The following is a 26,379-nucleotide window of genomic DNA, read 5'->3' on the forward strand; positions in this document are numbered from 1 at the left end:
CTCGAGGTTGCGCGGCCGGTGGAGACGTCATGCCCCCAACGGGCGTCCGGGATACCCGAGTTCGGATCGAGGGTAGGGCCGTGATCGGTCGGGAACAGTCGCGCATGGACAGGGCACGGTCGCACAGCGGTCGCATGTGGTCCCGGCGGGTCTCAGGCCGCTCGGATCGCGTCCTCGATCCCGGGAAACGCGAAGGTGAACCCGGACGCCAGCAGCCGCTTCGGCACCACCCGTGCGCTGCCCAGCACGTCCGCGGCCATCTCGCCCAGCACCGCGCGCAGCACCGGCGCCGGCACGGCGAACAGCGTCGGCCGGTGCAGCACCCGTCCCATGGCCTCGGTGATCTCACGGTTCGTCAGCGGCTCGGGCGCGGTCAGGTTGAACGGCCCCGACAGGTCGTCGCGGTCGAGGAGGTGCCGGATCGCCGCGACCTCGTCGTGCAGCGCGATGTACGACCAGTACTGCCGGCCGTCGCCCAACCGCCCGCCGAGGCCCGCGGTGAACAGCGGGAACAGCCGTCCCCAGGCGCCACCGCCGCGCGCCACCACCAGCCCGGTCCGGGTGAACACCGTCCGTACGCCCGCCTCCTGCGCCGGAGCCGCGGCCGCCTCCCACTCCACGCACAGCTCCGGCAGGAACCCGTGTCCGGCGGGCGCGCTCTCGTCGACGGCCCGGTCCCCCGTCTCGCCGTAGCGGCCGATCGCACTGCCGTTGACGAACACCCGCGGCGGCGCGTCCAGTTCGGCGACCGCCCGCGCGAGCGCCGCCGTCCCGTTCACCCGGCTGTCGTGGATCCGCTTCTTGTACTCCTCGGTCCACCGCCGGTCGCCCACCCCGGCGCCCGCCAGGTTGACCACGGCGTCGCACCCGGCGAGCCCGGCCCGGTCCATCCGGCCCCGCTCGGGATCCCACCGCACCTCGCCGGCCCCTCGGGGCGCCCGCCGCACCAGACGCACCACCTCGTGCCCGTCCGCGGTCAGGGACCGCACCAGGGCGCTGCCGATGAGACCGGACGCGCCGGCCACCGCGATTCGCCTACGTTCCATGCGGCCATCCTGCCGCGTGCGCCCGTAAAACCCCCGTTGTGATCCGGTGTCCGGGTCATAGGGTGACGTTCATGTCCGAGCCCCCAGCACCGCGCATACGCACCGCCAGACCCGCCGACGACGAGGCGCTCGGTCTGATCGACCGTCTGACCTGGTCCCGGCTGCACGCGGTCACGCCCGAGCCGCAGCCGCCCTTCTCCCCCTTCTTCAGCGAGCGCCACGCCCCCGAGGACTGCCTGGTCGCCGAGGTCGACGGCCGCGTCGCCGGCTACGTCCTCCTCGGCTTCCCGACCCCGCTCGCCTGCAACGCGCACGTCCGCCAGATCCAGGGCCTCGCCGTCGCGAACGAGGCGCGCGGCCGGGGCGCCGGACGGGCGCTGATCCGGGCGGCCGTCGAGGAGGCCCGCCGGCGCGGCGCCCGCCGCGTCACCCTGCGCGTCCTCGCCCACAACACCCCCGCCCGCAAGCTCTACGAGTCCGAGGGATTCGTGGTGGAAGGCGTGCTGCCGGAGGAGTTCCTGCTCGGCGGGGAGTACGTCGACGACGTCCTCATGGGCCGCTCCCTGTGACCGGCGGGACGACTACGACGTGATCAGCGCGCCGGTGTCCACCGGTGTCGTCGCCGTGGCCGCCCGCTCCGCGTCGTCCGCGACCTCGGCCGCCGTCAGGACGTAGCCCGTCTCGACGTCCGAGGTGGAGCGGGCGAAGACGACGCCGAAGACCCGGCCGTCCGTGGTCAGCAGCGGGCCACCGGAGTTGCCGGGGCGGACCGTGGAGCGGATCGAGTAGATCTCGCGGGTGACGGTCGCGTCGTTGTAGATGTTCCGGCCGGTCGCGTCGACCCGGCCCGCGACCGTCGCCGCCTGCAGGTCGAGGCCGCCGTCCTGGGGATAGCCGGCGACGACCGCGGAGTCCCCGCGGGAGGCCGTGCCGTCGAACCGCAGGACCGGCGCCCGCAGACCGGGCACGTACAGCACGGCCACGTCCTCGCCCGGATCGAACAGCACCACCCGCGCCTCGTACGACCGCCCCACGCCCCCGACGCGTACGGTCGGCTCGTCGATGCCGGCCACCACGTGGGCGTTGGTCATCACGCGCTCCGGCGCGTACACGAACCCGCTGCCCTCGCGGCCCTGGTCGCCCGAGACGCCCTCGACCTTCACCGTGCTCAGCTTGGCCGCGTTCGTCGCACTCGCCGTGACGCTGTCGCCGGAGGGCCTGGCGACCTCGGCCGTCGATTCGGCCTCGAACGGGTTGAACACCTGGGGGAAGCCCGCCTCGGTCAGCGCGGATGTGGCCCGCGAGAACCACGCCGGGGTGGTGTCCGGCATCGCGTCCTGCACCGTCCCGAGCAGCCGGGAGTCCCGGATCGCCGACGTCACGGCCGCCGACGAGGACGCCCCCAGCACGCTCGCCGCCACCCACGCCACGACCAGCACCGCCACCGCGTTCGCCGCCGCGCCGCCGATCCCGTTGGCCACCCTGAGCGGGCCCCGGTCCAGCTCCCGGCGCAGCCGCAGCGCCAGCCGTCCCGCCAGTTCGTGGCCCAGCGCCGCCGGGACCAGCACCGTCAGCACCGCGGTCACCGTCGCCGCCGTCGTGCCCGGGGCCACCAGGTCCATCACCCACGGCAGCACCCACACGCCCACCACCGCGCCGCCCACGAACCCGGCCAGCGAGACGCAGCCGGCCAGCAGTCCGCGCCGGTATCCGGAGCCGGCGTACGCCAGGGCCACCAGCACCAGCGCGATGTCGAGCAGGTCCACGGAGCCGCCTCTCTCTCGGATCCTCCAGTACGTACGGGACGGGCCCGGTGATCAGCCGGGAGCGAGCCGTGCGCGGGCGGTGAACCGGCCGGCCGTACCCGGGGGCGTCCGGCGGATCGGGCCGGACAGGGCTTACCACCGGAAACGTAGCGGACCGGGACGATGGTTCCACCGGGTGGCACAGCACACATCGCGAGCGGAGCGGAACCGGCCGACAGTGGGCTCATGCCTGCCATCCGAATCCCCCGCCGCGTGCGGGGGACGTGGGGACGGCGCCCGGCACGGCTGCCGGGCCCGCTCCTCGTGCTCCTGGGCGGCCTGCCCGGGCTCGCAGCGGCCGTCGCCCTGGTGCTGTGCGCGGAGGGCGTCGAGCACGCCGCAACGACCGCCCTGGCCGCCCGCTCCGCCCACCCGGCCGGAGGGCGCCCGGCGACCCCGCACACCGCCGCCCGCCCCCGCATCCTGCCCCGCTCCGCGTGGCTGGCCGACCTCGCCGGACGCCGGCAGCCGCCCCCGCGCTACGACGACGAGGTGGTGGCCGTCTTCGTCCACCACACCGACTCACCCAACGGCTACGACTGCGTCGACGCACCCCGTGTCATCCGCCACCTGTACGCGGGCCAGACCGGCGGCCGGGACTGGGACGACATCGGCTACAACTTCCTCGTCGACCGCTGCGGAACCATCTACGAGGGCCGGGCCGGCGGCGTCGACCGCCCCGTCACCGGCGCGCACACCCAGGGCTTCAACCACCGCACGACGGGCATCGCCGCCCTCGGCACCTTCACCGCGGGCGTCGAGGTCCCGCAGCCGATGATCGACGCGATCGCCGCCCTCGCCGCCTGGAAACTCGGCCCGTCCGACACCGATCCGCGCAAGGACGTCCGCCTGACCTCCAGCAACAGCGGCAGCCGGTACGCCGCCGGCGTCACGGCCGTTCTGCCCGCCCTGGCCGGCCACGGCGACGGCTACATGACCAGTTGCCCGGGAGCGGCCCTCAGCGCCCGCCTGCCGGAGATCCGCCGGGCGGCGGCCCGGCTGCAGGGCAGGACCGGCTGAGGCGTTCACAGAAACGCCTCAGCCGGCGTTCAGGGTCCTCCCATCCCCGCGTCCTACGGTCATGCACGACACAAGCCGACCGGAGGTGGGGAACATGAACAGCAGCCGTACCGAGACCACGGGGACCGTCGAGCGGAAGGCCGGCCGGACCGGGGCCGCCCGCAGGCCCTGGACGGTCGTCTGCGCCGTCGCCGCGGTCGTCCTGGGACCGGCCGCGACCACCGCGTCCGCCCTGGAGCAGGCCAACAAGGCGCCGCTGCACCACGCCGTCAGGGCCGAGCCCGCGCAGGCCTACATCCCCTCGGACAGCACCCGCCGCCGCACCGCGGCCTGAGCACCCCGGCGGCCGCGGAACCCGCTTCAGGGCCCTGGGGTTCCGGGGAAGAGGCGGATCACTCCTTGAAGCGCTCCCACAGCCGCGGATACCGCTCCGCGAGCGCCTGCTCGTTCTCGAAGTCGACCGGTGTGCCCTCGGGCTCAGCCGGGGCGGGCGCGATGCCCAGGTCCGGGGCGACGGTCCCGGTGAGCTGCTCGTAGGCCTCGTCGGCCGCGTAGCCCAGCTCCTCGCCGTCGCCGTCGATCTCCTCGTCGAAGTCGTCCAGCAGGTCGGCGAGCGAGTCCGGGTCGTGCACGGCGCCCTCGTAGACCTCCCGGCCCTGCCCGATCAGCCAGCACCGGAAGAAGTCGAACGCGTCGTCGCTGGCCCCGTCGAGCAGCACCCAGGCGGCACCCCACAGATCCCAGGTGTACGCGCGGTTGTACCGCGCCTCGAAGTGACGGGCGAAGTCCAGGACCATGTCCGGCTCCATCTGCAGGAGCCGGTCGAGGAGCAGGTCCGCCTGCTCCTCGGGATCGCCCTCGGCGGCCTCGCGGGTGGCGTCGACCATCTCCCAGAACTCCGTCTCGTCCATCACGCGTCCCAGCATCGTGCCTCGACGGGTGGCACGCACCCGGAGTGAAGGCGATTGCCGGCCGCGGTACGGCCCCGTCCGGGCGCGCTCGCGGGCGGCCGAGGCGTCGGGGCGAGGGCGGGGACCGTCGGGCGAGGGCGGGGACCGTCAGCCGCGGTACAGCCCCGACAGCCGCGCCGCGTCCTCGGCGAAGCGCCGCCGCAGTGACGCGGGGGAGAGCACCTCGGCCTCCGGGCCGAGGGCGGTGAGCTGGGTGTGCGCCACCTCCTCGGACTCGACCCGGAGCGCGACCGTCACCCACCCCTGCCCGTCGGCCTCCCCGGCCTGTGCCAGCGCATCCCTGGCCGCCACGGGGTCCACGGTGTACGGCAGCCTGCGGACGCCCGCCTCCGACAGCCGTACGACCACCTCGGCGCGCAGGATCGAGCGGGCGAACCGCTCGGCCTGTTCGGCCCAGTAGCCCGGCAGGTCGAAGTCCTCGTCACGGACGAAACGCTCCTCCAGCGTCCGCACATCCGTGAACCGGTCGATCCGGTACGTCCGGAAGACACCGGTCCTCGCGCCCGTCCCCGGCTCGACCACCCGGGCGCACAGGTACCAGACCCCCGCCTTGAGCACGAGCCCGTACGGCTCCAGCTCCCGCTCCACATCGCCCTCGCCCCGGCGGTAACGGGCCAGGACCCGCCGGTCGTCCCACACCGCCTCCGCCACCACCGGAAGCAGCTCGGGCGTCCTCGGCTCCTGGAACCAGCCCGGAGCGTCCAGATGGAACCGCTGCGCCGCCGTCCGCGGGGCGTCCCGGAGGGACGGCAGCAGCGCGGCCGACACCTTCAGCCGGGCCGCCGAGGCCGCGTCCTCCAGCCCCATCTCCCGCAGCGCCCCCGGCACCCCGCTCAGGAACAACGCCTCGGCCTCACCGCGGGCCAGCCCGGTCAGCCGTGTCCGGTAGCCGCCGACCAGCCGGTACCCGCCGGCCCGCCCCCGCTCGGCGTACACCGGCACCCCCGCCTCGGAGAGCGCCTGCGCGTCCCGGGTGACCGTCCGCTCCGACACCTCCAGCTCCCGCGCCAGCTCGGCGGCGGTCATGGCGGGCCGGGACTGCAGCAGCAGCACCATCTTGATCAGCCGGGCAGCGCGCATGCGGACCATCATGCCGGGGAGCACCGACAACGAAGGGGCACGGCGGAACCGCCGTGCCCCTTCCGCCGAAGCGACGACCTACAGGCCGTACTTCTCGCGCGCTTCCTTCACGGCCGTCGCCTTGACTTCGCCGCGCCGGGCCAGCTGGGCCAGCGCCGCGACGACCACCGACTGCGCGTCGACACCGAAGTGGCGGCGGGCCGCCTCACGGGTGTCGGACAGGCCGAAGCCGTCCGCGCCCAGGGAGGACCAGTCCTGCTCGACCCACTGCGCGATCTGGTCCGGGACCTGGCGCATGTAGTCGGAGACCGCCAGCACCGGCCCCTCGGCGCCCTGCAGCGCCTGACGGACGAACGGCACCCGCTCCTCGCCGCGCAGCAGGGCCGCGTCGGCCTCGAGCGCGTCGCGGCGCAGCTCGCTCCACGAGGTCGCGGACCACACGTCGGCGGCCACGCCCCAGTCCTCGGCGAGCAGCTTCTGCGCCTCGAGCGTCCAGTGGATCGCCGTACCGGAACCGAGGAGCTGGATCCGCGGGGCGTTGGCGGCCGGGGTGAGCCCCGCCGACTCCGCCGTGTTGAAGCGGTACAGGCCCTTGACGATGCCCTCGTCGATGCCGAGGCCGGCCGGCTTCGCGGGCTGCGGCAGCGGCTCGTTGTAGACGGTCAGGTAGTAGAAGACGTTCGGGTCCTCACCCGGCGCCGCCTCGCCGTACATCCGGCGCAGACCGTCCTTGACGATGACGGCGATCTCGTACGCGAAGGCCGGGTCGTACGTCAGCGCGGCCGGGTTGGTCGCGGCGATGACGGGGGAGTGGCCGTCGGCGTGCTGCAGACCCTCGCCGGTCAGCGTGGTGCGGCCCGCCGTCGCGCCGACGAGGAAGCCGCGGCCGAGCTGGTCGCCGAGCTGCCACATCTGGTCGGCCGTGCGCTGCCAGCCGAACATCGAGTAGAAGATGTAGAAGGGGATCATCGCCTCGCCGTGCGTCGCGTACGACGTCGAAGCGGCGATGAAGTCGGCCATCGAGCCGGCCTCGGTGATCCCCTCGTTGAGGATCTGGCCGTTCCTGGCCTCCTTGTAGTACATCAGCTGGTCACGGTCGACCGGCTCGTACGTCTGGCCCTTCGGCGAGTAGATGCCGAGCGACGGGAACAGCGACTCCATGCCGAAGGTGCGCGCCTCGTCGGGGACGATCGGCACCCAGCGCTTGCCGGTCTCCTTGTCGCGGACCAGGTCCTTGACCAGGCGGACGAAGGCCATGGTGGTGGCGACGTTCTGCGAGCCGGAGCCCTTGTCGAAGGAGGCGAACGCCTTCTCCGCCGGGGCGGGCAGCGGCGCGAGCGCGTGCGTACGGCGGGCCGGGGCCGGGCCGCCGAGGGCCGCGCGGCGCTCCTGGAGGTAGCGGACCTCGGGGGAGTCGGCGCCCGGGTGGCCGTAGGGGACGACCCCGTCGACGAAGTCGCTGTCCCTGATGGGCAGTTCGAGCAGGTCGCGCATTGTCTTGAACTCGTCCACCGTCAGCTTCTTCATCTGGTGGTTGGCGTTCTTCGACGCGAAGCCCTCGCCGAGGGTGTGGCCCTTGACCGTCTGGGCCAGGATCACGGTCGGCGCGCCCTTGAACTCGACGGCGGCCTTGTACGCGGCGTACACCTTGCGCGCCTCGTGACCACCGCGGGAGAGGTGGAAGCACTCGAGGATCTTGTCGTCGCTCAGCAGCTTCGCCATCTCGACGAGCGCCGGGTCCTTGCCGAAGAAGTCCTCGCGGATGTAGGCGGCGTCGCGCGTCTGGTACGTCTGCACCTGGGCGTCGGGTACCTCGCGCAGGCGGCGTACGAGCGCGCCGGTGGTGTCGAGCTGGAACAGCTCGTCCCAGGCCGAGCCCCACAGCGTCTTGATCACGTTCCAGCCGGCGCCGCGGAACTGGGCCTCCAGCTCCTGCACGATCTTGAAGTTGGCGCGGACCGGGCCGTCGAGGCGCTGCAGGTTGCAGTTGATGACGAAGGTGAGGTTGTCGAGCTCCTCACGGGCGGCGAGCGCGAGGGCCGCCGTCGACTCGGGCTCGTCCATCTCGCCGTCGCCGAGGAAGGCCCAGACGTGGGACGCGGAGACGTCCTTGATGCCGCGGTTGGTGAGGTAGCGGTTGAACCGCGCCTGGTAGATCGCCGACAGCGGGCCGAGGCCCATCGACACCGTCGGGAACTCCCACAGCCAGGGCAGGCGCCGCGGGTGCGGGTACGACGGGAGGCCGTTGCCGCCCGCCTCCTGGCGGAAGTTGTCGAGGTGGGTCTCGTTCAGCCGGCCGTCGAGGAAGGCGCGGGCGTAGATGCCGGGGGAGGCGTGGCCCTGGATGTAGAGCTGGTCGCCGGACCCGTCGGCCTCCTTGCCCTTGAAGAAGTGGTTGAAGCCGGTCTCGTACAGCCAGGCGGCGGAGGCGAAGGTGGCGATGTGGCCGCCGACACCGTACTTGGAGCCGCGGGTGACCATCGCGGCCGCGTTCCAGCGGTTCCACGCGGTGATCTTCCGCTCCATCTCCTCGTCGCCGGGCACGGACGGCTCGGCGGCGGTCGGGATGGTGTTGACGTAGTCGGTCTCAAGGAGCTTCGGCAGCGCGATGCCGCCCGCCTCGGCGCGCTCCAGCGTGCGGCGCATCAGGTACGCGGCCCGGTGAGGCCCGGCCGCCTTGGCGACGGCGTCCAGGGAGGCCTGCCATTCGGCGGTCTCCTCCGGGTCCCGGTCGGGGAGCTGGTCGAGCGCGCTCGGCTGGATGGCGTTGGGGTCGGTCATGTCGCCGCCTTCCTCAGTCGAAGGGGGTTCCCTCATCGGTAAGGGTTCGGGGTGCCCTTGGTCTTTGGCAGGACAGGGCGGTGGGGCTTGGGTGGAAGCCCGTCGGCGACTCTAACTCCGTGATCGATGATCGATCAAAGGGTGAAGCGGAAAATCTCTCGCTGACCGAAAAATTGGCATCGCGTGCCAGGGGTTTGGGCACGCCGTGCCGCGTTTTCCCTGCTCACCTGAGCTGTGGCGGGGTTACGTGTGCGCCGGAGCCCCGTCCGTACGCGCACAGGCGGGGTGGGACCGCAGAGGCCGGTGGTGCCGCACGGGCCGGGGTGCCGTACAGGCCGGTGGTGCCTTACGGGCCGACGGTGCCGCACAGACCGGTGGGGCCGCACACCCTTCGGTGTGCGGCCCCATCCGTCCGGGGCGGAAGGTGCGCGTCATCCCATCGCCGGCTGTGGGGGCCTGCCCGGCTCCGTCCGGGCCGGGGTCTCGGCGGCGGGCTGCCCGCGCTGCTCCTGCTCGGCGCGTTGCCGCTGCGTCTGCTCGCGGGTGATCACTTCCGTGGCGGCGCCGATGGCGACCGCGACCGGCCACTCCAGGACCTCGAGCGCGGCCATGCCGCCGAGGACGCCGTAGAAGGCCAGCTTGCGCGGGGAGGGGAGCCATGAGGCGGCCGAGCGGGCGCCGGTGAACATGTCGCCCGGGGTCACGTACGGGATGGGAACCCGCGGGTGCGCGGTGTGCAGGTGCATGACCTTGCCGCCCGCGTGCTGCAGCCGTTCGGCGGCACCCCCGTCGTGGCGCCCGGTGGGCGCCTCGGGCGGTCGCTCGGCCTGGCCGGCCGTGGACTCCGCCTGGGTCGTCTTCGTCCACGGCGGCGGTGTGTGAGCCGTCCCGGACGGGGGCGGTGTCGGTTGCTGCTGGGGTGTGGGCTGGGCCTGTGGGGCAGTCATCTCCGTCCTCCCGTGGTGGGAACCCTGAGTGAAGGAGGCGTCTCCCCCACCGCCTTCCATTCCCTGGCGTCGGTAAACCGTCAATGTCGGGCAAAAGCCCAGGAATCCCTCGCCGGTTGCGGGGATCCGGCGGGGGCGGGACGGACGCGGGTCCGGGGGCGGGCGGGTCAGGCGTGGGCGGCCGCCGGACGGCCGCCGGTGACGAGCGACTTCCAGAGCAGGACGGACAGGTGCATCACGGCGGTCTCGAGCAGGCCGACCGCGGCGCGGGTCAGGATCGAGGTGAGGAGGTGCGGCATGGTTCATCCGACTTTCATGTGCATCGTTCTGGGGACATCTCCTTTGTCCGGTGTCATCTGGTCCGGGAGGCTTCGTCCAGGTGTCCTGCGGGTGAACTCCAACTTTCCGGATGAGTCTGTTCCGCTTCCTGCCCAGTCGGGCCGGTCGTCGGCCCGGTCGGCCCGGTCAGCCCCATCCGTTCCGCCCGGTGGCACCGGCGGCGCCCCGCACCACGGCCGGCGCCACCGCGGACACCGCCGCCGCCCCCAGGGCGATCGTCCAGCCCACGGGCCCCAGCGGCCGGCTGCCGAAGAAGTGACTGAGCCCCGGCACGGTCACCACCACGGCCAGCGCCGCAAGGGACCCCACCACGGCCAGGGCGACCAGGCGGTCCCGGCCCGCGTCCGCCAGCGTCTGGAAGAGCTGGGAAGCCACCAGGGCCACCAGGCCGACGGTGTCGGCGCGCCCCCGGGTGCCGGTCGCCCGGGCCACCAGCCAGGCACCGGCGGCCGCCGACGTGGTGGCGACGGCACGCAGCCGCATCTGGCGGGTGAGGGCCGCTCCCAGCGAGGTCTCGGGCCCCTCGGCGAGCAGCTCGTCCGGGCGGTCGGCCGGCGGCCGGGCGGCGATCGCCAGCGCGGGCAGCATGTCCGTGAGCAGGTTGACCAGCAGGAGCTGGCGTGCGTTCAGCGCACTGCCGCCGGCCAGCAGGCCGGTCGTCAGGGTGAAGGCGATCTCCCCGACGTTCCCGCCGAGCAGGACGCCCAGCGCCTTGCGCACCGAGGCCCACATGGCCCGGCCCTCGACGATGGCGTCGACGACGGTCTCGATGCGGTCGTCGGTGACCACCATGTCGGCGGCGGAGCGGGCCGCGGGGGTCGCCCGGGAGCCCAGGGCGATGCCGACGTCGGCCATCCTGATCGCGGGCGCGTCGTTGGCGCCGTCGCCGGTGACCGCCACGATCCGGCCCGCCGAGCGCAGCGCGGTGACCACCCGGACCTTGTGCGCCGGAGTCACCCGGGCGAACACCGAGACGTCCGTCAACGCCCCGGCGAGCCGGGTGTCGTCGAGGGCGTCCAGGTCCGCCCCGGTCATCAGCCGCGGCTCCTGTCCGGGCCGCAGCTCCCTGGCGATCGCGGCGGCGGTGCTGGGATGGTCCCCGGTGAGCATGACGACCCGTACCCCTGCCGTGGCCAGCCGGTCCACGCTCTCGGCCGCCGTGGCCCGCACCGGGTCCGCGAGTCCCAGCAGGCCCAGCAGGCACAGCCGGTCCAGGCCCAGCTCGCTGAGATCGGCGAAGCGGGCGAGCGCGGCCTCGTCCCGGGGCGCCTCCGGGGCCAGGACGTGCTCGGCGACCGCCAGCACGCGCAGGCCCTGCCGGGCCAGCCGGTCGACCTCGGCCTCGAACTCCTCGCGTTGCCGCTCCGTGAAGGGTGTGTCGTCGCCGTCGCGGCGGATCCGGTCGCAGCGGGCCAGCACGATCTCCGGCGCCCCCTTCACGACGATCCGCGTCTGCGCGTCCGACCGCCCCAGCACCGCGTGGTAGCCGCGCCCCGGCTCGAACGGCAGTTCCGCCACCCGTTCCCAGGTGTCCGTGCCGAGTCCGGCGGCCCGGGCCGGGGCGGCCCCGAGCAGTTCCGCTCCGGCCGCGATGGCACGGTCGGTGGGGTGGGTGAGCGCCGAGGCCGGACCCCCCGGACCCGCCAGGGCCGCCGTGGCGACGATCCGGCGCAGCGCCGGGGTGAGCCGGTCCGGCGGACGGCGTTCCAGCCCGTCGGAGACCTGCTGGAGGCTGATCCTGCCCTCGGTGAGCGTGCCGGTCTTGTCGAAGCACAGCACGTCGGTGCGTCCCAGCGCCTCGATGGTGGAGGCACTGCGCACCAGGGTGTCGCGGGTGGACAGACGGCGGGCCGCGGCCAGCTCCGCGACCGTGGCGACGAACGGCAGCCCCTCGGGCACCGCCGCGACGCACAGGCTCACCGCGGATCCTAGTGCGGCGCCCAGCGGTCGCCTGCGCAGCAGGTCGACGACGAGGAGCGCGATTCCCGAGGCGACGGACATCGGCAGGAACCACCGGCCCAGCTCCTTCAGGCGCCGCTCCACACCGCTCTGGGGCGGTCCGTCCTCGGGGGCCGCCTGCGCCGCGCTGCCCGCCTCGGTGGCCGTCCCGGTGGCGACCACCACGGCCAGGGCCTGCCCCGCGGCCACGGTCGTGCCCTGGTAGAGCATGGACGTCCGCTCCGCCACGGCCCGCGCCGCACTGGGCGCGGCGCTCTTGGCGACGGGCAGCGACTCCCCGGTGAGCGCCGACTCGTCGGCCTCCAGTCCGGTCGCCCGGACCAGCCGGCAGTCCGCCGGGACCGCGTCACCGGCCCGCAGCTCGATCACGTCGCCGCGCACCAGCTGCTCGGCGGGCGCCTCGACCGGCTCGGCCCGGCCCGCGCGGCGCACCCTCACCTGTACCGACGTCGCCTCGACCAGCCGCTCCGCGGCACGGTCGGCCCGCTGCCGCTGCACCCCGCCCACCAGGGCGTCCACGCCCAGGGCGCCGCCGATGAGCACGGCGTCGACCACGGAGCCGAGGGCCGCCGAGATGCCGCCGCCGATCGCCAGGACGGGGGTGAGCGGATTGGCCAGCTCCTCCATGATCCGGCCCGCGAGTGTGACGGGGCCGTCATGCCGGGCACCGGCGTCGGCCTGCCGGCGCCGGGCGGCCTCGGCCTCGTCCAGTCCCCGGGAGGAGGTGCCGAGCCGCGCCATCACCTGACGTACCGTCATGGCGTGCCAGGCGGTGCGCTCGACGGCCGCCGGAGCCGGGCGGGCGCGCAGCTGCCGGCCCGCCCAGAAGCCGAGGACGATCCCGGTGACGGTCACCCCCTCGGCCACCGGACGGGCCCGCGCCCAGGCGCCCGGACGGGGCGTGAGGAGGGCGAACGCGGAGGCCGCCAGGGCGCCGGCCCCTTCGACACGGGTGCACACCACGCTGACCCGCCGGGCCTCCCGCACGGCGGTGAGCAGCAGGTGGACCGCCTCGGGCGGAGCGGCGACATGGGCGTCCCACGGCACGTGCCGTACACCGGTGGTCAGCCCGATGCCCAGGTCCGCACGGGCGAAGGCGCGCCGGCTGCGTGCCGTGACCACCGCGACGCCGTGGCCCTCGGCCTGCAGGGAACGCACCAGCGCGGCCGTACGGCGCCGCCCGGCCGGAACCGCGCCGGGCAACCCGAGCCGGCGGTGCAGGCCGGGCGGGCCGCCCACCAGCCGCACCTCGCCGCACTGACCCGCCGCGCGCACCAAGTGGTGGGCCAGCGGATGGAGTTGGGGGGTCAGGGCGGCCACGGCGACCGGTGTGCCCTGCCGCAGGACCAGCACCACCTGGGCACCCTCCTCGGCCCACCGCTCCGCCCGTGCTGCCGCGTCCTCGGACACCGGGGCGGAGCCCGGACCCCGGAACGGCTCCAGCGCCCAGTCCGACCGCTGCCGTCGCCGCGCGGATCCGCCCCGGCGCCGGGCCCGCGACCCGGGGGGCCCGTCCGGCTCGATCAGTTCGTGGATCCGCGCGTGGATCTCGTCGTCACCCGGTCCGTCACCGTCCGCTCCGCCGGCGCCGCCGCCCGGGTGGTCGCCGTACGCGTCACCGGGAGCGCCGCCCCGGCCCTCCCCGGCGCCACCGGGGCGTTCGCCGTACGGGCTGATGCCCGCCGTGTCCGGGCGCTCGCCGTGCGGGCCGTTCCCCCCGGCCTCCGAAGGCTCGCCGGCCGGTGTCAGGCGCAGCACGTGCTCGACGCTCCAGCCGCCGGTGGCCAGCACCCGGGCGTCGAGGACGACAGTGTCGATCCGGTCGAGGCGGCGCAGCGCCTCAGGGCGGAGCACCAGGGCTCCCCGGTCCGACAGGGTCCGTGCCACCGAGGAGGCGAACGCCTCCCGGCCGAGCCGGGGGGCCCGTGGCGTCCCGGCGGTCAACAGCGCCAGCCCGCGGTCGTGGTCGAGCGTGCCGACCGCGGTGAGTCCGTACGCCGCGAGGGACGCCGGCACCGCCAGATTGGCGTACCGCTCGCCCGGCCCCGGCGGCAGCGGGGCGGGCCGCCGGCAGGCCGGCACCGCGTCATGCCGGTACGTCCCCTCCTGCCCGGCCAGCCTGCGCGACCAGTCCTCCCAGGCCCTGCGGCGGGCCTGCGCCTCCAGGTACCGGGCTCCGGCCAGCACCGTCGTCACCGCGGTGCCCAGCGGCCGGAACGTCAGCGTGGCGACGAGCAGGTTCGCCGCGGTCCAGCCGCGTTCCGTGGCCGCCTCGCCGTACCGGTCCGCGACGCCCTCGCGCAGCCGCGGCGTGGCCTCCAGGAGCTGGAGTGCCGAGAGCACCACCGGCGGCAGTCCGCGCAGCCGCAGGGCGGTGCCGGCCGACGCCACCCCGAACGCCACCACGCCCGCGCCGAGCTGCGCGGCCGCCGCGATCCCCGTCCCCGCCACCGTGGACAGGCCGACCGGGCCGGGCGCCCGCCGGGCGCCGCTGCCCGGCTCCTCCTCGCCGTCGGCGCTGGCCTCGGTCATGTCCGCCTCCGCGGCGGAGACCAGGGCGAGCACGCCCTCCAGATCGGTCTCGGGCCCGCACCCCACGTACACGCAGCCCAAGGCGCCGTTCACCTCGGCGCGGCCCACCCCCGGCAGCCGGCGCAGGGCGGTCTCCAGCTCGCGTGCCGCGGAAGTCGTGCCGGGCCGGCCCAGGCGCCGGACCTCGATCTGCACACCGCCCGCGGTCCGCCGGAATGTGGGGTCACCAGGCGGTCCGGGGTCGGGGTCCGCCGACGGCGACGCGGACAGGGAACTCAACCGTTCCGAGACGGTACGGATAGTTCCCGACAGCAGTGATCCAGCTGCCGCAGATGCGGACAAAACGGACCGCGAGAGGGTGGACGGGGACAACACGGCCCAGGTCACGCGGCCTCCCTCGGCCAACGGGTGGCACGATCAGCGCCCCGGCGGACACACAACTCCCCTCAGTATGAGCACACACCGAGGAGATCGTCCTGCGCTGCGACGCCGGACACGCCGCGGGAGGGAGCCGCCGGACGTAGCCGCCGGACGGAGTCGCCGGGTCGTCAGGCCTGCGGCTGGGCGGCGCGCGGAGCGCAGCCCAGCACATGCTCCTTCACGAGGCGGCCGATGTCCGGGTCCCGGCGCCTGAACGCCTCGACGAGCGCCTGGTGCTCCTCCGCGTACGACTGCTGCCGCGTCCCGAGCCACCGGATCGACAGCGCCGTGAACACCTCGATGCCCAGGCCTTCCCAGGTGTGCAGCAGCACGCTGTTCCCGGCCGCCCGCACCATCTCCCGGTGGAAGGCCACGGTGTGCCTGACCTGCGCCTCGCTGTCGGCCCCGCGGTCCGCCTCGTACAGCGCCGCGACCTCCGCCTCCAGCACGGCGGTGCCCTCGGCCAGCCGGGCGGCCGCCAGCTCGGCGGCGATCTGCTCCAGGCCGGCCCGGACCGGGTAGATCTCCTCCAGGTCGGCGGCCGTGAGGTTGCGCACCCGTACGCCCTTGTTCGGCGCGGACTCGATCAGCCGCAGCGACTCCAGTTCGCGCAGCGCCTCCCGCACCGGCGTCTGGCTGACCTCCAGCTCGGTGGCGATCCGCCGCTCCACGATCCGCTCGCCCGGCTTCCAGCGCCCGCTGACGATCCCCTCCACGATGTGCTCGCGGATCTGTTCGCGCAGCGAGTGGACGACGGGCGCGGTCATGAGTGCTCCTTAGGGAGGGGCCGCCCATCGGCCCCTGGGGCGTTTGACGTTTAGACAATAAGGCCGACCCTCCGTCCCGGAGGAGCGCACGGGCGCCCTTTGCCGCAGGTGAGACGAGACTTACACGGCGTGAGGTCCGGCCGGTGCGCCGGCCGGTGCGTCGGCCGGCGCGCTCCGGTCCGCCGCCGGGCGGGTGCGGGCCGGGTGCGGCCGGCCGGGCCCGCGCCGTGGAGCGCGCACGCGTCGTGGCCCCGCTCCTTGGTGCCCGGTGCCCCGGCGCCCCGGCGCCCGGCGAACAGGCGGGCGCCCCGCCCGGAAACTCCGGACGGGGCGCCGTACTGCCTGATCAGGGGATCAGAGGCCGAGCTCGACCTCGAACTCGCCCGCCTCCAGGATCGCCTTGACCGCGGTCAGGTAACGGGCCGCGTCGGCGCCGTCCACCAGACGGTGGTCGTAGGACAGGGTCAGGTACGTCATGTCGCGGACGCCGATGACCGTGCCCTCCTCGGTCTCGATGACGGCCGGACGCTTGACCGTGGCACCGATGCCGAGGATCGCGACCTGGCCCGGCGGCACGATGATCGTGTCGAAGAGCGCACCGCGCGAACCGGTGTTGGAGATGGTGAAGGTCGCACCGGACAGCTCGTCCGGCGTGATCTTGCTGGCGCGGACCTTGCCCGCCAGGTCGGCGGTGGCCTTGGCGATGCCGGCGATGTTCAGGTCGCCCGCACCCTTGATGACCGGGGTCATCAGGCCCTTCTCCGAGTCCACCGCGATACCGATGTTCTCGGTGTCGAAGTAGGTGATCGTGCCCTCGGCCTCGTTGATCTTGGCGTTGATGACCGGGTGGGCCTTCAGCGCCTGGGCCGCCGCCTTCACGAAGAACGGCATCGGGGAGAGCTTGACGCCCTCGCGGGCCGCGAAGGAGTCCTTCGCCTTGGCGCGCAGCTTCATCAGACGCGTGACGTCGACCTCGACGACCGACGACAGCTGGGCCTGCTCGTGCAGCGCCTTGACCATGTTGTCGCCGATGACCTTGCGGATGCGGGGCATCTTGACGGTCTGGCCGCGCAGCGGGGAGACCTCCAGCGCCGGGGCCTTCTTCGCGGCGGCCGGAGCGGCCGCGGCGGGGGCCGGGGCAGCGGCGGCGGCCTTCGCGGCCTCGGCGGCGGCGACGACGTCCTGCTTGCGGATGCGGCCGCCGACGCCGGTGCCCTTGACGGAGGCCAGGTCGACGCCGTGCTCGGCGGCGAGCTTGCGCACCAGCGGGGTGACGTAGGCGCCCTCGTCGGTGGGCTGCACGGCGGCGGGCGCCGGAGCGGCCGGGGCCGGGGTGACCGGCGCCGGGGCGGCCGGAGCCGGGGCCGGAGCCGCGGGCTGGGCCGGGGCGGGCGCGGCGGCGGCCGGGGCGGCCGGGGCCGGAGCCGGGGCGGCGGGAGCGGCCGGGGCAGCCGCGGCGGGGGCCGGAGCCGGGGCGGCGGGGGCCGGGGCGGCGGGAGCGGCCGGGGCAGCGGCGGCGGGGGCCGGAGCCGGGGCGGCGGGGGCCGGGGCGGGGGCCGGAGCGGCGCCCGGGGCGCCGATGACGGCGAGCTTGGCACCGACCTCGGCGGTCTCGTCCTCGCCGACCGTGATCTCCAGCAGCACACCGGAGGTGGGCGCCGGGATCTCGGTGTCGACCTTGTCGGTGGAGACCTCGAGCAGCGGCTCGTCGGCCTCGACGGTGTCGCCGACCGACTTCAGCCAGCGGGTGACGGTGCCCTCGGTGACGGACTCGCCGAGCGCGGGCAGGACCACGTCCGTGCCCTCGGCGGCACCGGCGCCGGCGGCGGCCTCGGCGGTGGGGGCCGGGGCGGGGGCCGCCTGCTCGGTGGACGGCTGTGCGGCCGGGGTCGGCTCGGGAGCCGGCGGGGCGACCTGCTCGGCGGCCGGAGCCGGAGCGGCGGCCGGGGCGCCCGTGCCGTCGTCGATGACGGCCAGCTCGGCGCCGACCTCGACCGTCTCGTCCTCGGCGACCTTGATGGAGGCCAGGACGCCGGCGGCGGGGGAGGGGATCTCGGTGTCGACCTTGTCGGTGGAGACCTCGAGCAGCGGCTCGTCGGCCTCGACGCGCTCGCCCTCGGCCTTCAGCCAGCGGGTGACAGTGCCCTCGGTGACGCTCTCGCCGAGCGCCGGAAGGGTTACGGAAACCGCCATGGTTTCGGTTGCTCCTTACGAATTGCGGAAGTCTGTGTCGTCGCGTTCGTCGACCGAGGGTCAGTCGTGCGCGTGAAGGGGCTTGCCCGCGAGAGCCAGGTGGGCCTCGCCGAGCGCCTCGTTCTGCGTCGGGTGGGCGTGGATGAGCTGCGCGACCTCGGCCGGCAGGGCCTCCCAGTTGTAGATCAGCTGGGCCTCGCCGACCTGCTCGCCCATGCGGTCGCCGACCATGTGGACGCCGACCACGGCACCGTCCTTGACCTGGACGAGCTTGATCTCGCCCGCGGTCTGGAGGATCTTGCTCCTGCCGTTGCCCGCCAGGTTGTACTTCAGAGCGACGACCTTGTCCGCGCCGTAGATCTCCTTGGCCTTGGCCTCGGTGATGCCCACGGAGGCGACCTCCGGGTGGCAGTACGTCACCCGCGGGACACCGTCGTAGTCGATCGGGACGGTCTTCAGACCGGCCAGACGCTCCGCCACCAGGATGCCCTCGGCGAAGCCGACGTGCGCGAGCTGGAGCGTGGGGACGAGGTCACCGACGGCCGAGATGGTCGGGACGTTGGTGCGCATGTACTCGTCGACGAGGACGTAGCCGCGGTCCATGGCGACCCCGGCCTCCTCGTAGCCCAGGCCCTGGGAGACCGGGCCGCGGCCGACGGCGACCAGCAGGACCTCGGCCTCGAACTCCTTGCCGTCGGCGAGGGTGACCTTGACACCGTCCTGGGTGTACTCGGCCTTGGAGAAGAAGGTGCCCAGGTTGAACTTGATGCCGCGCTTGCGGAAGGCGCGCTCGAGGAGCTTCGAGGAGTTCTCGTCCTCGACCGGGACGAGGTGCTTCAGGCCCTCGATGATCGTGACGTCCGACCCGAAGGACTTCCACGCGGAGGCGAACTCGACTCCGATGACACCGCCGCCCAGGATGATCGCGGACTTCGGCACGCGGTCCAGGACGAGGGCGTGGTCGGAGGAGATGATGCGGTCGCCGTCGATCTCCAGGCCGGGCAGCGACTTCGGCACCGAGCCGGTCGCCAGCAGGACGTGACGGCCCTGGATCCGCTGACCGTTCACGTCGACGGAGGTGGGGGAGGACAGCCGGCCCTCACCCTCGATGTAGGTCACCTTGCGGGAGGCGACGAGGCCCTGGAGACCCTTGTACAGGCCGGAGATCACACCGTCCTTGTACTTGTGGACCCCGGCGATGTCGATGCCGTCGAAGGTGGCCTTGACGCCGAACTGCTCGCTCTCACGGGCCTGGTCGGCGATCTCGCCCGCGTGGAGCAGGGCCTTGGTGGGGATGCAACCCCGGTGCAGGCAGGTGCCGCCGACCTTGTCCTTCTCGATCAGGGCGACGTCCAGGCCCAGCTGCGCCCCGCGCAGGGCCGCGGCGTAACCACCGCTACCACCGCCGAGGATCACTAGGTCGAAAACGGTGCTGGCGTCGTTCGCCACGTCACGTCCTCCATGCATGTGCGCCACGCCGGTCAGCGGTGACCGGTCGGCGGCTGGTGTCCGGCCGCTCTTTCTTCGGCCCTGTGGTGGGGGCCCTGTCCTGCCGAGCCCCATCTTTGCACTTGTGCGAGGGAGACGAGACGCGGGGCTGCTGTGTGAGACGCCCCACGGTCCTTTTCGGCAGGCCGTGGGGCTCGCGCCCGGGGGCGCGGGAACCGCGCGACCAGCCACCTACGGCCCGCACCCGCCGTACGACGGGTGCGGGCCGAGTGACCAGGCGCACAGTCCCCGCGCCCCGAGCCGGCGTCAGCCCAGGTCGCCCGAGGCGGTCCGCTCGGCGAGCCGCACGAGGGTCCGCACCGCGGTGCCGGTGCCGCCCTTCGGCGTGTAGCCGAACGGCCCGCCCTCGTTGAACGCCGGCCCGGCGATGTCCAGGTGCGCCCAGGTGATGCCGTCGCCCACGAACTCCTTGAGGAACAGGCCGGCGACGAGGCCGCCGCCCATCCGCTCACCCATGTTCGCGATGTCGGCGACGGGGGAGTCCATGCCCTTGCGCAGGTGCTCCGGCAGCGGCATGGGCCAGGCGGGCTCGCCGACCTCCTCCGCGACCTCGAACACCGTGGAGCGGAAGGCGTCGTCGTTCGCCATGATCCCGAACGTCCGGTTGCCCAGCGCCAGCATCATCGCGCCGGTGAGCGTCGCGACGTCCACGATGGCGTCCGGCTTCTCCTGGGAGGCGGCCCACAGCGCGTCGGCGAGCACCAGCCGGCCCTCGGCGTCGGTGTTGAGCACCTCGACCGTCTTGCCGCTGTACATGCGCAGCACGTCGCCCGGCCTGGTGGCGGAGCCGGACGGCATGTTCTCGGCGAGCGCCAGCCAGCCGGTGACGTTGACCCGCAGGCCGAGCCGTGCGGCGGCGACCACGGCCGCGAAGACCGCCGCCGCGCCGCTCATGTCGCACTTCATCGTCTCGTTGTGCCCGGCCGGCTTCAGCGAGATGCCGCCCGAGTCGTAGGTGATTCCCTTGCCGACGAAGGCGAGGTGCTTGTCCGCCTTGGAGGCGGTGTACGACAGCTTCACCAGGCGCGGGGCCGACGCGGAGCCGGAACCGACGCCCAGGATGCCGCCGTAGCCGCCCTTGGCGAGGGCCTTCTCGTCGAGGACCTGCACCTTGATGCCGTGCTCCTTCGCCGCGGCCTGGGCGATGGCGGCGAAGGCCTCGGGGTTGAGGTCGTTCGGCGGGGTGTTGACGAGGTCGCGGGCGCGGTTGAGCTCCTCGGCGACGGCGGTGGCGCGGGCGAGCGCGGCCTTGTGGGCGGCGTCGCGCGGCTTGCCGCCGAGCAGGGTGGCCTCGGCGAGCGGCGCCTTGCCGTTCCTGGCCTTGGCGTCCTTGCCGTTCTCCTTGTAGGCGTCGAAGGAGTAGGCGCCGAGCACCACGCCTTCGGCGACCGCGCCGACGTCGGCGGGGTCCGTCAGCGGCAGGGCGAAGGCGGCCTTCTTGGACCCGGCGAGGGTGCGGGCGGCCACGCCGGCCGCCTTGCGCAGCGCCTCGGCGTCGTACGAGGCGTCCTTCTCGGGCTCCCCGCCCAGCCCCACCGCCAGCACGAGCGGTGCCTTGAAGCCGGCCGGGGCGGGCAGCTTCGTCACCTCGCCCTCGGCGCCGGTGGCGCCGAGGGTCTCCAGGACGCCGGCGAGCCGGCCGTCGTAGGCCTTGTCCACGGCTTCGGCGCCCCGGGCGACGACCAGGTCCCCAGACCGGGACGCGGAGCCCTTGGCGACACCGATCACGATCGCGTCGGCCCGCAGGCCGGGCGCCGCGGCGGTGCTGAGAGTGAGAGCAGTCACGGTGGTGAAATCTCGCTTCCGATGTGAAGTTGCAGTGGCCGATCTGTGTGGGTCGACCGGGCCCGACAGCCGACCCTAGATCCGGGCTGGGGGTGCGGTCGCAACCGGGGGCGGCCCCACCGGCGCGGCGAACCGGCGCGGCGAACCCCCGGGACGAGCGTACGCGTGCCTGTGCGTTCGCTCATGCAGGCGAGTCTTCGGCTGTCGGTCGGGCGTCGTGGCCACGCCCCGATCCTCGCACTCCCCGCCCCCGGTCACACCCGCCGGGTGCCGGTGAAGCGGCGCGACTCGACTCCGGTGGGGGCGGTTCCGGTCGTCCGGGCGGAGTGCGGGTGGGGCGACCGGGCTCCGGTGGGAGGCGTTCCGGTCGTCCGGGCGGAGTGCGGGTGGTGCAACTCGGCTCCGAGGGGGGCGGTTCCGGTCGTCCGGGCGGAGTGCGGGCGGGCGGATCGCGACCGGGCTCCGGCGGGGCGTCCGGGCGGAGTGCGGGCGGGGCGTCCGGGCGGAGTGCGGGCGGGGCGACCGGGCTCCGGCGGGGGGCGGTTCCGGTCGTCCGGGCGCAGTGCGACTAGCCGCCAAGGCACAGCGCGACGAGGGCGGTCGTCGCCGCCGTCTCGGCCAGTCCGCCGAAGACGTCGCCGGTGATCCCGCCGAAACGGCGTGTGCAGTGGCGCAGGAGGAGTTCGGCCGCGCCCAGGGCGAGGAGGACGGCGAGGGCCGTGCGGACGGCGTCGTAGGGGCCGAGGAGTGCCCCCGAGGCCGCCGCGGCGGCGGTGCACGCGGCTGCCACGGCGAGCGCCCCCTGTGCGGGTACGACGCCGGCGACCGCCGCGCCCAGCCCCTCCGGGCGGGCCGCCGGCACTCCCGTGCGGGCGGCCAGGGTGAGGGCCAGCCGGGCCGCGACCGCCGCGGTGACGGCCGCGAGCGCGCCCCGCACCCAGGAGGCGCCGTACAGCTGGGCCAGCGCGGCCACCTGGGCGAGCAGGACGAGGACCAGGGTGAGCACGCCGAACGGGCCGATGTCCGACTGCTTCATGATGCGCAGCGCGTCCTCGGCGGGCTTGCCGCTGCCCAGCCCGTCCGCGGTGTCGGCCAGCCCGTCGAGATGCAGCCCACGGGTGAGCACGGCGGGTACGGCCGCGGAGGCGACGGCGGCGAGCAGGGGTCCCGCCCCCAGGAACAGCGCCAGCAGCCCGAGCCCGGCCGCGCAGCCGCCGACCACCAGCCCGACCGCCGGGGCGCCGAGCATGCCCCCGCGCGCGGCCTCCCGGTCCCAACGGGTCACCCGCACCGGGAGCACGGTGAGGGTGCCGAAGGCGAAACGGAGGCCGTCGGCGGCGGAGGGCGGGGGAGGCGGCGGGGGCGTGGACACCGGCGCAGGTTACCGGGCGGTCGGACGGGCGTCCCGTGCGGGCAAGGACGAAAATGCGCATATGGGAGATTGGTTGCAGCGGAACATCGTCGAGCCGGGCAAACTCCCGCTGCTTCTCGCCCTCGCCGCCTTCGTCCTGACCTTCGTGATCACCCGTGTCGTCACCCGTCTGATCCGGGCCGGGAAGGGGCCCTTCGGCAACGTCAGCGCGGGCGGGCTGCACGTCCATCACGTCGTCCCCGGTGTCGTCCTGTCCGTCGTCGGCGGGTTCGGCGCCGTGGCGAGCGGCCGGCACGGTGTCGGCCCGGCCGCCTTCGCGATCGTCTTCGGCATCGGCGCCGGGCTCGTCCTGGACGAGTTCGCGCTGGTCCTGCACCTCGACGACGTCTACTGGACGGAGGCGGGCCGCAAGAGCGTGGAGGTCGTCGTCCTGACGGCCGCCCTGGTCGGGCTGGTCCTGGTCGGCTTCTCGCCGTTCGGCGTCAACGACGTGGACCAGGACGAGCGCCAGGGCCGGGGTGGTGTCATCTCGACGGTGGTGGTCAACTTCCTGTTCGCGCTCGCGGTCCTGAGCAAGGGCAAGACCCGGATGGCGATCTTCAGCGTGATCATTCCGCTCCTCGGCCTGATCGGCTTCGTCCGCCTGGCCCGCCCCGACTCCTGGTGGGCCCGCCGCTTCTACCGCCGGCGGCCGCGGGCGCGCGCCAGAGCCGCGCTGCGCGCCTACCACCACGACCGGCGGTGGGCGCGGCCGCGGCGGGTGATGGGGGACTGGCTGGGCGGCAAGACCGACGCGGAGCTGCGCTCCCCCGGGCGGGGGTGACGGGGCCGGTCGGCCCGGGGTGACGGTGCAGGTTCTCCCGGGGGGACGGGGCCGGTCGGCCCGGGGTGACGGTGCAGGTTCTCCCGGCGTGACGGGGTCGGCCATCCCGGGATGACGGGGTTGATCCTCCCGGGGTGACGGGGTTGGTTCTCCTGGGGTGACGTTCGCCGGTGGCGCCCAGGCGGCGAGGGTCGTGCGGCGCGTGCGGGCTTCCCTGGCCGCCCAGACCCGCGCACGGGTGCGCAGCCCGGCCCCCGAGTCGGCCTCATGCCCGGCCGCCGAGTCGGCCCCGTGCCCGGGCTGCCGACGAGGACCAGGTCGTCCACGTCGAGGCCGGCCGCGGCACGGCCGCACAGTCGGCCGCGCGGCTCCCCGCGTCCCCGGCTCTGCCGCGCCGACCGGCGGCCCGGAGATGCCGTTTCCCGCCGACGCCGTAGCTCCGCCTCCGCTCGGTCGCCCGGGCCTCCGCCTCCGCCTCCGCCTACTCCGCCTACTCTGCCTGCGGCTCCCCGGTCCCTTCGTCCTCCTCGGACCGGTCGGAGGACTCCCCGGACGTCTCCTTGGACTCCCCGGACCCCTCGGGCTTCTCGGGCTTTTCCGGCAGCTCCGCGGCCAGCGCCGCCGCGGCCTGCACCAACGGCAGCGCCAGCAGGGCGCCCGCCCCCTCGCCCACGGTCACCCCGTGGTCCACCAGCGGCTCCAGCGCCATCCGGTCCAGCGCCTTGGCCTGCCCGGGTTCGCCGCTGCGCTGCCCGGCCAGCCACCAGTCCGGCGCCCGGAAGGCGATCCGCTGCCCGACCAGCGCGCACGCCGCCGTCACGACCCCGTCCAGCACGACGGGCAACTTCCGCACGGCGCACTGCAACAGGAAGCCCGTCATCGCGGCGAGGTCGGCGCCGCCCACGGTCGCCAGCAACTGCAACTGGTCGCCGAGCACCGGCCGGGCCCGCCGCAACGCGTCACGGATCGCGGCGCACTTGCGCATCCACGCCAGGTCGTCGATCGCCTCGCCGCCCCGCCCGGTCACCACGGACGCGTCGGTCCCGCACAGCGCCGCGACCAGCACGCCCGCCGCTGTCGTCCCGCCCACGCTCACATCCCCGAGCACGACCAGATCCGTACCGGAGTCGGCCTCCTCGTCGGCGACGGCGACCCCGGCCCGGAAGGCGGCCTCGGCCTCCTCGAGGGTCAGCGCGTCCTCGACGTCGATACGGCCGCTGCCCCGCCGTACCCGATGCCGTACGACGTCCTCGGGGAAGGCGTCCGGCTCGCAGTCCAGCGCCATGTCCACGACCCGCACCGGCACCTCGAGCTGACGGGCCAGCACCGCCGCCGGACGGCCGCCCTCCAGCACGGCCCGCACCAGCTCCGCGGCGCTGCCCGCGGGCCGGACGGAGACGCCGAGCTCGGCGATCCCGTGGTCGCCGGCGAACAGCACCACCCGCGGCCGCCTGACCGGGCGCACCGGCACCGTGCCCTGCGCCGCCGCCAGCCACTCACCCAGGTCGTCGAGGCGCCCCAGCGATCCGGGCGGCACGATCTGACGTTCCCGGCGCGCCTCCGCGTCGCGGCGCACCCCACCGTCGGGGCGCTCGATCAGATCGGTGAAGTCGTCGAGATTCAGCGAGCTCATTCGCCGAACAGTACCGGCACCGAACGAACGGTTCCGCGCCACATCGCCACCACACCCCCACGACGTCTTTGCACCCTAGATCCGGATCCCATACGTTCCGCTTTACCACGAATTGCCGCGCGCCCACGCCCCCCACCGGAGCCGCTCATGCCCCCCAGGCCCATCCACGAGCCGCGCCGCGACGACTGCCCCTGGTGCGGTTCCAGACGCCTGCGCACACGACTGCGCGCGCCGGACCTGCGCCACCACAGACCGGGGACGTTCGTGGTCGACGAGTGCCGGGACTGCGCCCACGCCTTCCAGAACCCGCGCCTGACCGCGGAGGGACTCGCCCTCTACGACCCGGACCCGGAGGAGGGCCACCGGACGGGTCTCACCGGCCGTGTCCTCGCCACCCGCACCGACCGTCGCCGCCTGCGCGCCACCGCGCGGACGATGCTGCCGTTGCCCGAGCCGGAGAGCTGGCTGGACGTGGGCACGGGGCACGCCCTGTTCCCGCGTGTGGCGAAGGAGATGTTCACGTACACGGCGTTCGACGGTCTGGACCCCACCCCGAGAGTGAAACGGGCGCAGCGGGCGGGCCGCGTCGAGGAGGCTTACATCGGCCACCTCACCACACCCGGCATCACCACCCGCCTGCGCGCCCGCTACGACGTCGTCAGCATGCTCCATCAGCTGCAGCACACCCTCGACCCCCGCGCGGAACTCCGCGCCGCCCTCACCGTCCTGCGCCCCGGCGGCCACCTCCTCCTCGAAGCCCCCGAGCCCCGCAGCGTGTTCGCCGCCCTGCTCGGCAAGTGGTGGCTCGCCCACGGCCAGCCCCGCCACCTCCACCTGATCCCCCTGCCCAACCTCCGCACCGAACTGGAGACCCTGGGCTGCACCGTCCTCGCCGCCGACCGCCGCGACGCCCACATCCCCTACGACCTGTCGGCGGCCCTCTCCCTGTCCCTGACCCGAGCCGTCCCGCCGTCCCGCGGTACCCTCCTGCGCGCGGCGGCCCCCTTGGTGACGACAGCGATGGCCCTGGACCGCACCCTGGCCCCCGTCCTGCGCCACACCCGCTTCTCGAACGCGTACCGGATCATCGCCCGCAAGGACTGAACGAGACCGCACGCCACCCGCGCCCCGCCCGACACGGCAGCGGCTCGCCCGGCCCCGGCCGCGGCGCGCGCCCCACTCGCCCAGCCCGGCTGGGGGCGGGGGTGTCGCTTGGCCATGGCGCACCGGGCCTGTCTTGCCGGCCGCGCTGTGGGCAGTCACGCCATCGGTCCGTGGCGCGCCACCGTCCGCACTGCCCGCGTGGGCTGGGGCGCTGGTGCACCTGCTCGTGGGCGCCTCGGCCCTGTCCTGGCTATTGGGTTGGGTGGGCGGTGGTGCCGCGTGGCCGTGGCGCA

The 26,379-nt window shown here is 74.4% G+C and carries 19 protein-coding genes; 5 read left to right on the forward strand and 14 right to left on the reverse strand.

Features of this window, described 5'->3' with window-relative positions:
* Positions 1–152: 152 nt before the first annotated feature.
* Positions 153–1,046 carry a TIGR01777 family oxidoreductase gene (locus ACIHAR_RS05665; RefSeq protein ID WP_400017183.1) on the reverse strand — a complete coding sequence of 298 codons (894 nt, stop codon included), beginning with the start codon at positions 1,044–1,046 and terminating at the stop codon, positions 153–155.
* Positions 1,047–1,117: 71 nt separating this feature from the next.
* Here ACIHAR_RS05665 and ACIHAR_RS05670 point away from each other — a divergent pair, with 71 nt between their 5' ends.
* Complete coding sequence (locus ACIHAR_RS05670; RefSeq protein ID WP_365461011.1) at positions 1,118–1,615, forward strand: GNAT family N-acetyltransferase; 498 nt, start codon at positions 1,118–1,120, stop codon at positions 1,613–1,615.
* A gap of 12 nt (positions 1,616–1,627) precedes the next feature.
* On the opposite strand, the gene ACIHAR_RS05675 is transcribed toward ACIHAR_RS05670, so the two are convergent.
* Complete coding sequence (locus ACIHAR_RS05675; protein ID WP_400017187.1) at positions 1,628–2,812, reverse strand: MarP family serine protease; 1,185 nt, start codon at positions 2,810–2,812, stop codon at positions 1,628–1,630.
* Between the two features lie 303 nt (positions 2,813–3,115).
* Here ACIHAR_RS05675 and ACIHAR_RS05680 point away from each other — a divergent pair, with 303 nt between their 5' ends.
* Entirely contained in the window at positions 3,116–3,871 is a 756-nt protein-coding gene (locus ACIHAR_RS05680) for a peptidoglycan recognition protein (RefSeq protein WP_365461197.1), read from the forward strand.
* Positions 3,872–3,965: 94 nt separating this feature from the next.
* Positions 3,966–4,205: a hypothetical protein gene (locus ACIHAR_RS05685; protein ID WP_365461015.1), complete on the forward strand. Its 240-nt coding sequence runs from the start codon at positions 3,966–3,968 to the stop codon at positions 4,203–4,205.
* A 58-nt stretch (positions 4,206–4,263) separates the two neighbouring features.
* Here ACIHAR_RS05685 and ACIHAR_RS05690 read toward each other — a convergent pair whose 3' ends face one another.
* The 11 genes from ACIHAR_RS05690 to ACIHAR_RS05740 all read right to left on the reverse strand — a co-directional run bounded on the left by ACIHAR_RS05690 (position 4,264) and on the right by ACIHAR_RS05740 (position 22,526).
* Complete coding sequence (locus ACIHAR_RS05690) at positions 4,264–4,782, reverse strand: DUF4240 domain-containing protein (protein ID WP_400017393.1); 519 nt, start codon at positions 4,780–4,782, stop codon at positions 4,264–4,266.
* A 147-nt stretch (positions 4,783–4,929) separates the two neighbouring features.
* The gene (locus ACIHAR_RS05695) at positions 4,930–5,922 is read right to left on the reverse strand and encodes a helix-turn-helix transcriptional regulator (RefSeq protein WP_400017189.1); all 993 of its coding nucleotides are present in this window, start codon (positions 5,920–5,922) and stop codon (positions 4,930–4,932) included.
* 78 nt (positions 5,923–6,000) lie between these two features.
* Positions 6,001–8,703, reverse strand: coding sequence for a pyruvate dehydrogenase (acetyl-transferring), homodimeric type (gene aceE / locus ACIHAR_RS05700; RefSeq protein WP_365461019.1), 2,703 nt, complete (start codon positions 8,701–8,703; stop codon positions 6,001–6,003).
* A gap of 431 nt (positions 8,704–9,134) precedes the next feature.
* Complete coding sequence (locus ACIHAR_RS05705) at positions 9,135–9,650, reverse strand: hypothetical protein (protein WP_365461021.1); 516 nt, start codon at positions 9,648–9,650, stop codon at positions 9,135–9,137.
* A 167-nt stretch (positions 9,651–9,817) separates the two neighbouring features.
* Positions 9,818–9,949, reverse strand: a complete 132-nt coding sequence (locus tag ACIHAR_RS05710; protein WP_365461023.1) for a hypothetical protein — start codon at positions 9,947–9,949, stop codon at positions 9,818–9,820.
* A gap of 166 nt (positions 9,950–10,115) precedes the next feature.
* Positions 10,116–14,675, reverse strand: coding sequence for a cation-transporting P-type ATPase (locus ACIHAR_RS05715; RefSeq protein WP_365461025.1), 4,560 nt, complete (start codon positions 14,673–14,675; stop codon positions 10,116–10,118).
* 353 nt (positions 14,676–15,028) lie between these two features.
* Positions 15,029–15,667, reverse strand: a complete 639-nt coding sequence (locus ACIHAR_RS05720; protein ID WP_365461027.1) for a GntR family transcriptional regulator — start codon at positions 15,665–15,667, stop codon at positions 15,029–15,031.
* A 354-nt stretch (positions 15,668–16,021) separates the two neighbouring features.
* Positions 16,022–17,860 (reverse strand): 2-oxoglutarate dehydrogenase, E2 component, dihydrolipoamide succinyltransferase, encoded by a 1,839-nt coding sequence (gene sucB / locus ACIHAR_RS05725; protein WP_365461029.1) that lies wholly within the window; start codon positions 17,858–17,860, stop codon positions 16,022–16,024.
* A gap of 60 nt (positions 17,861–17,920) precedes the next feature.
* Positions 17,921–19,309, reverse strand: coding sequence for a dihydrolipoyl dehydrogenase (gene lpdA, locus ACIHAR_RS05730; RefSeq protein WP_365461031.1), 1,389 nt, complete (start codon positions 19,307–19,309; stop codon positions 17,921–17,923).
* 306 nt (positions 19,310–19,615) lie between these two features.
* The gene (locus ACIHAR_RS05735; protein ID WP_400017194.1) at positions 19,616–21,154 is read right to left on the reverse strand and encodes a leucyl aminopeptidase; all 1,539 of its coding nucleotides are present in this window, start codon (positions 21,152–21,154) and stop codon (positions 19,616–19,618) included.
* A 568-nt stretch (positions 21,155–21,722) separates the two neighbouring features.
* Positions 21,723–22,526 (reverse strand): adenosylcobinamide-GDP ribazoletransferase, encoded by an 804-nt coding sequence (locus ACIHAR_RS05740; protein ID WP_400017196.1) that lies wholly within the window; start codon positions 22,524–22,526, stop codon positions 21,723–21,725.
* Between the two features lie 61 nt (positions 22,527–22,587).
* Here ACIHAR_RS05740 and ACIHAR_RS05745 point away from each other — a divergent pair, with 61 nt between their 5' ends.
* Positions 22,588–23,349 (forward strand): hypothetical protein, encoded by a 762-nt coding sequence (locus ACIHAR_RS05745; protein WP_365461037.1) that lies wholly within the window; start codon positions 22,588–22,590, stop codon positions 23,347–23,349.
* 490 nt (positions 23,350–23,839) lie between these two features.
* Here ACIHAR_RS05745 and cobT read toward each other — a convergent pair whose 3' ends face one another.
* Positions 23,840–24,982 (reverse strand): nicotinate-nucleotide--dimethylbenzimidazole phosphoribosyltransferase, encoded by a 1,143-nt coding sequence (gene cobT / locus ACIHAR_RS05750; RefSeq protein WP_400017197.1) that lies wholly within the window; start codon positions 24,980–24,982, stop codon positions 23,840–23,842.
* 147 nt (positions 24,983–25,129) lie between these two features.
* Between cobT and ACIHAR_RS05755 the strand changes: the two genes are divergently transcribed.
* Complete coding sequence (locus ACIHAR_RS05755) at positions 25,130–26,086, forward strand: class I SAM-dependent methyltransferase (RefSeq protein WP_400017199.1); 957 nt, start codon at positions 25,130–25,132, stop codon at positions 26,084–26,086.
* Positions 26,087–26,379: the final 293 nt, after the last annotated feature.

Origin of the sequence: Streptomyces sp. NPDC052016, from assembly GCF_044548445.1 — a bacterium.
In the GTDB taxonomy this organism is placed as follows: Bacteria; Actinomycetota; Actinomycetes; order Streptomycetales; family Streptomycetaceae; genus Streptomyces.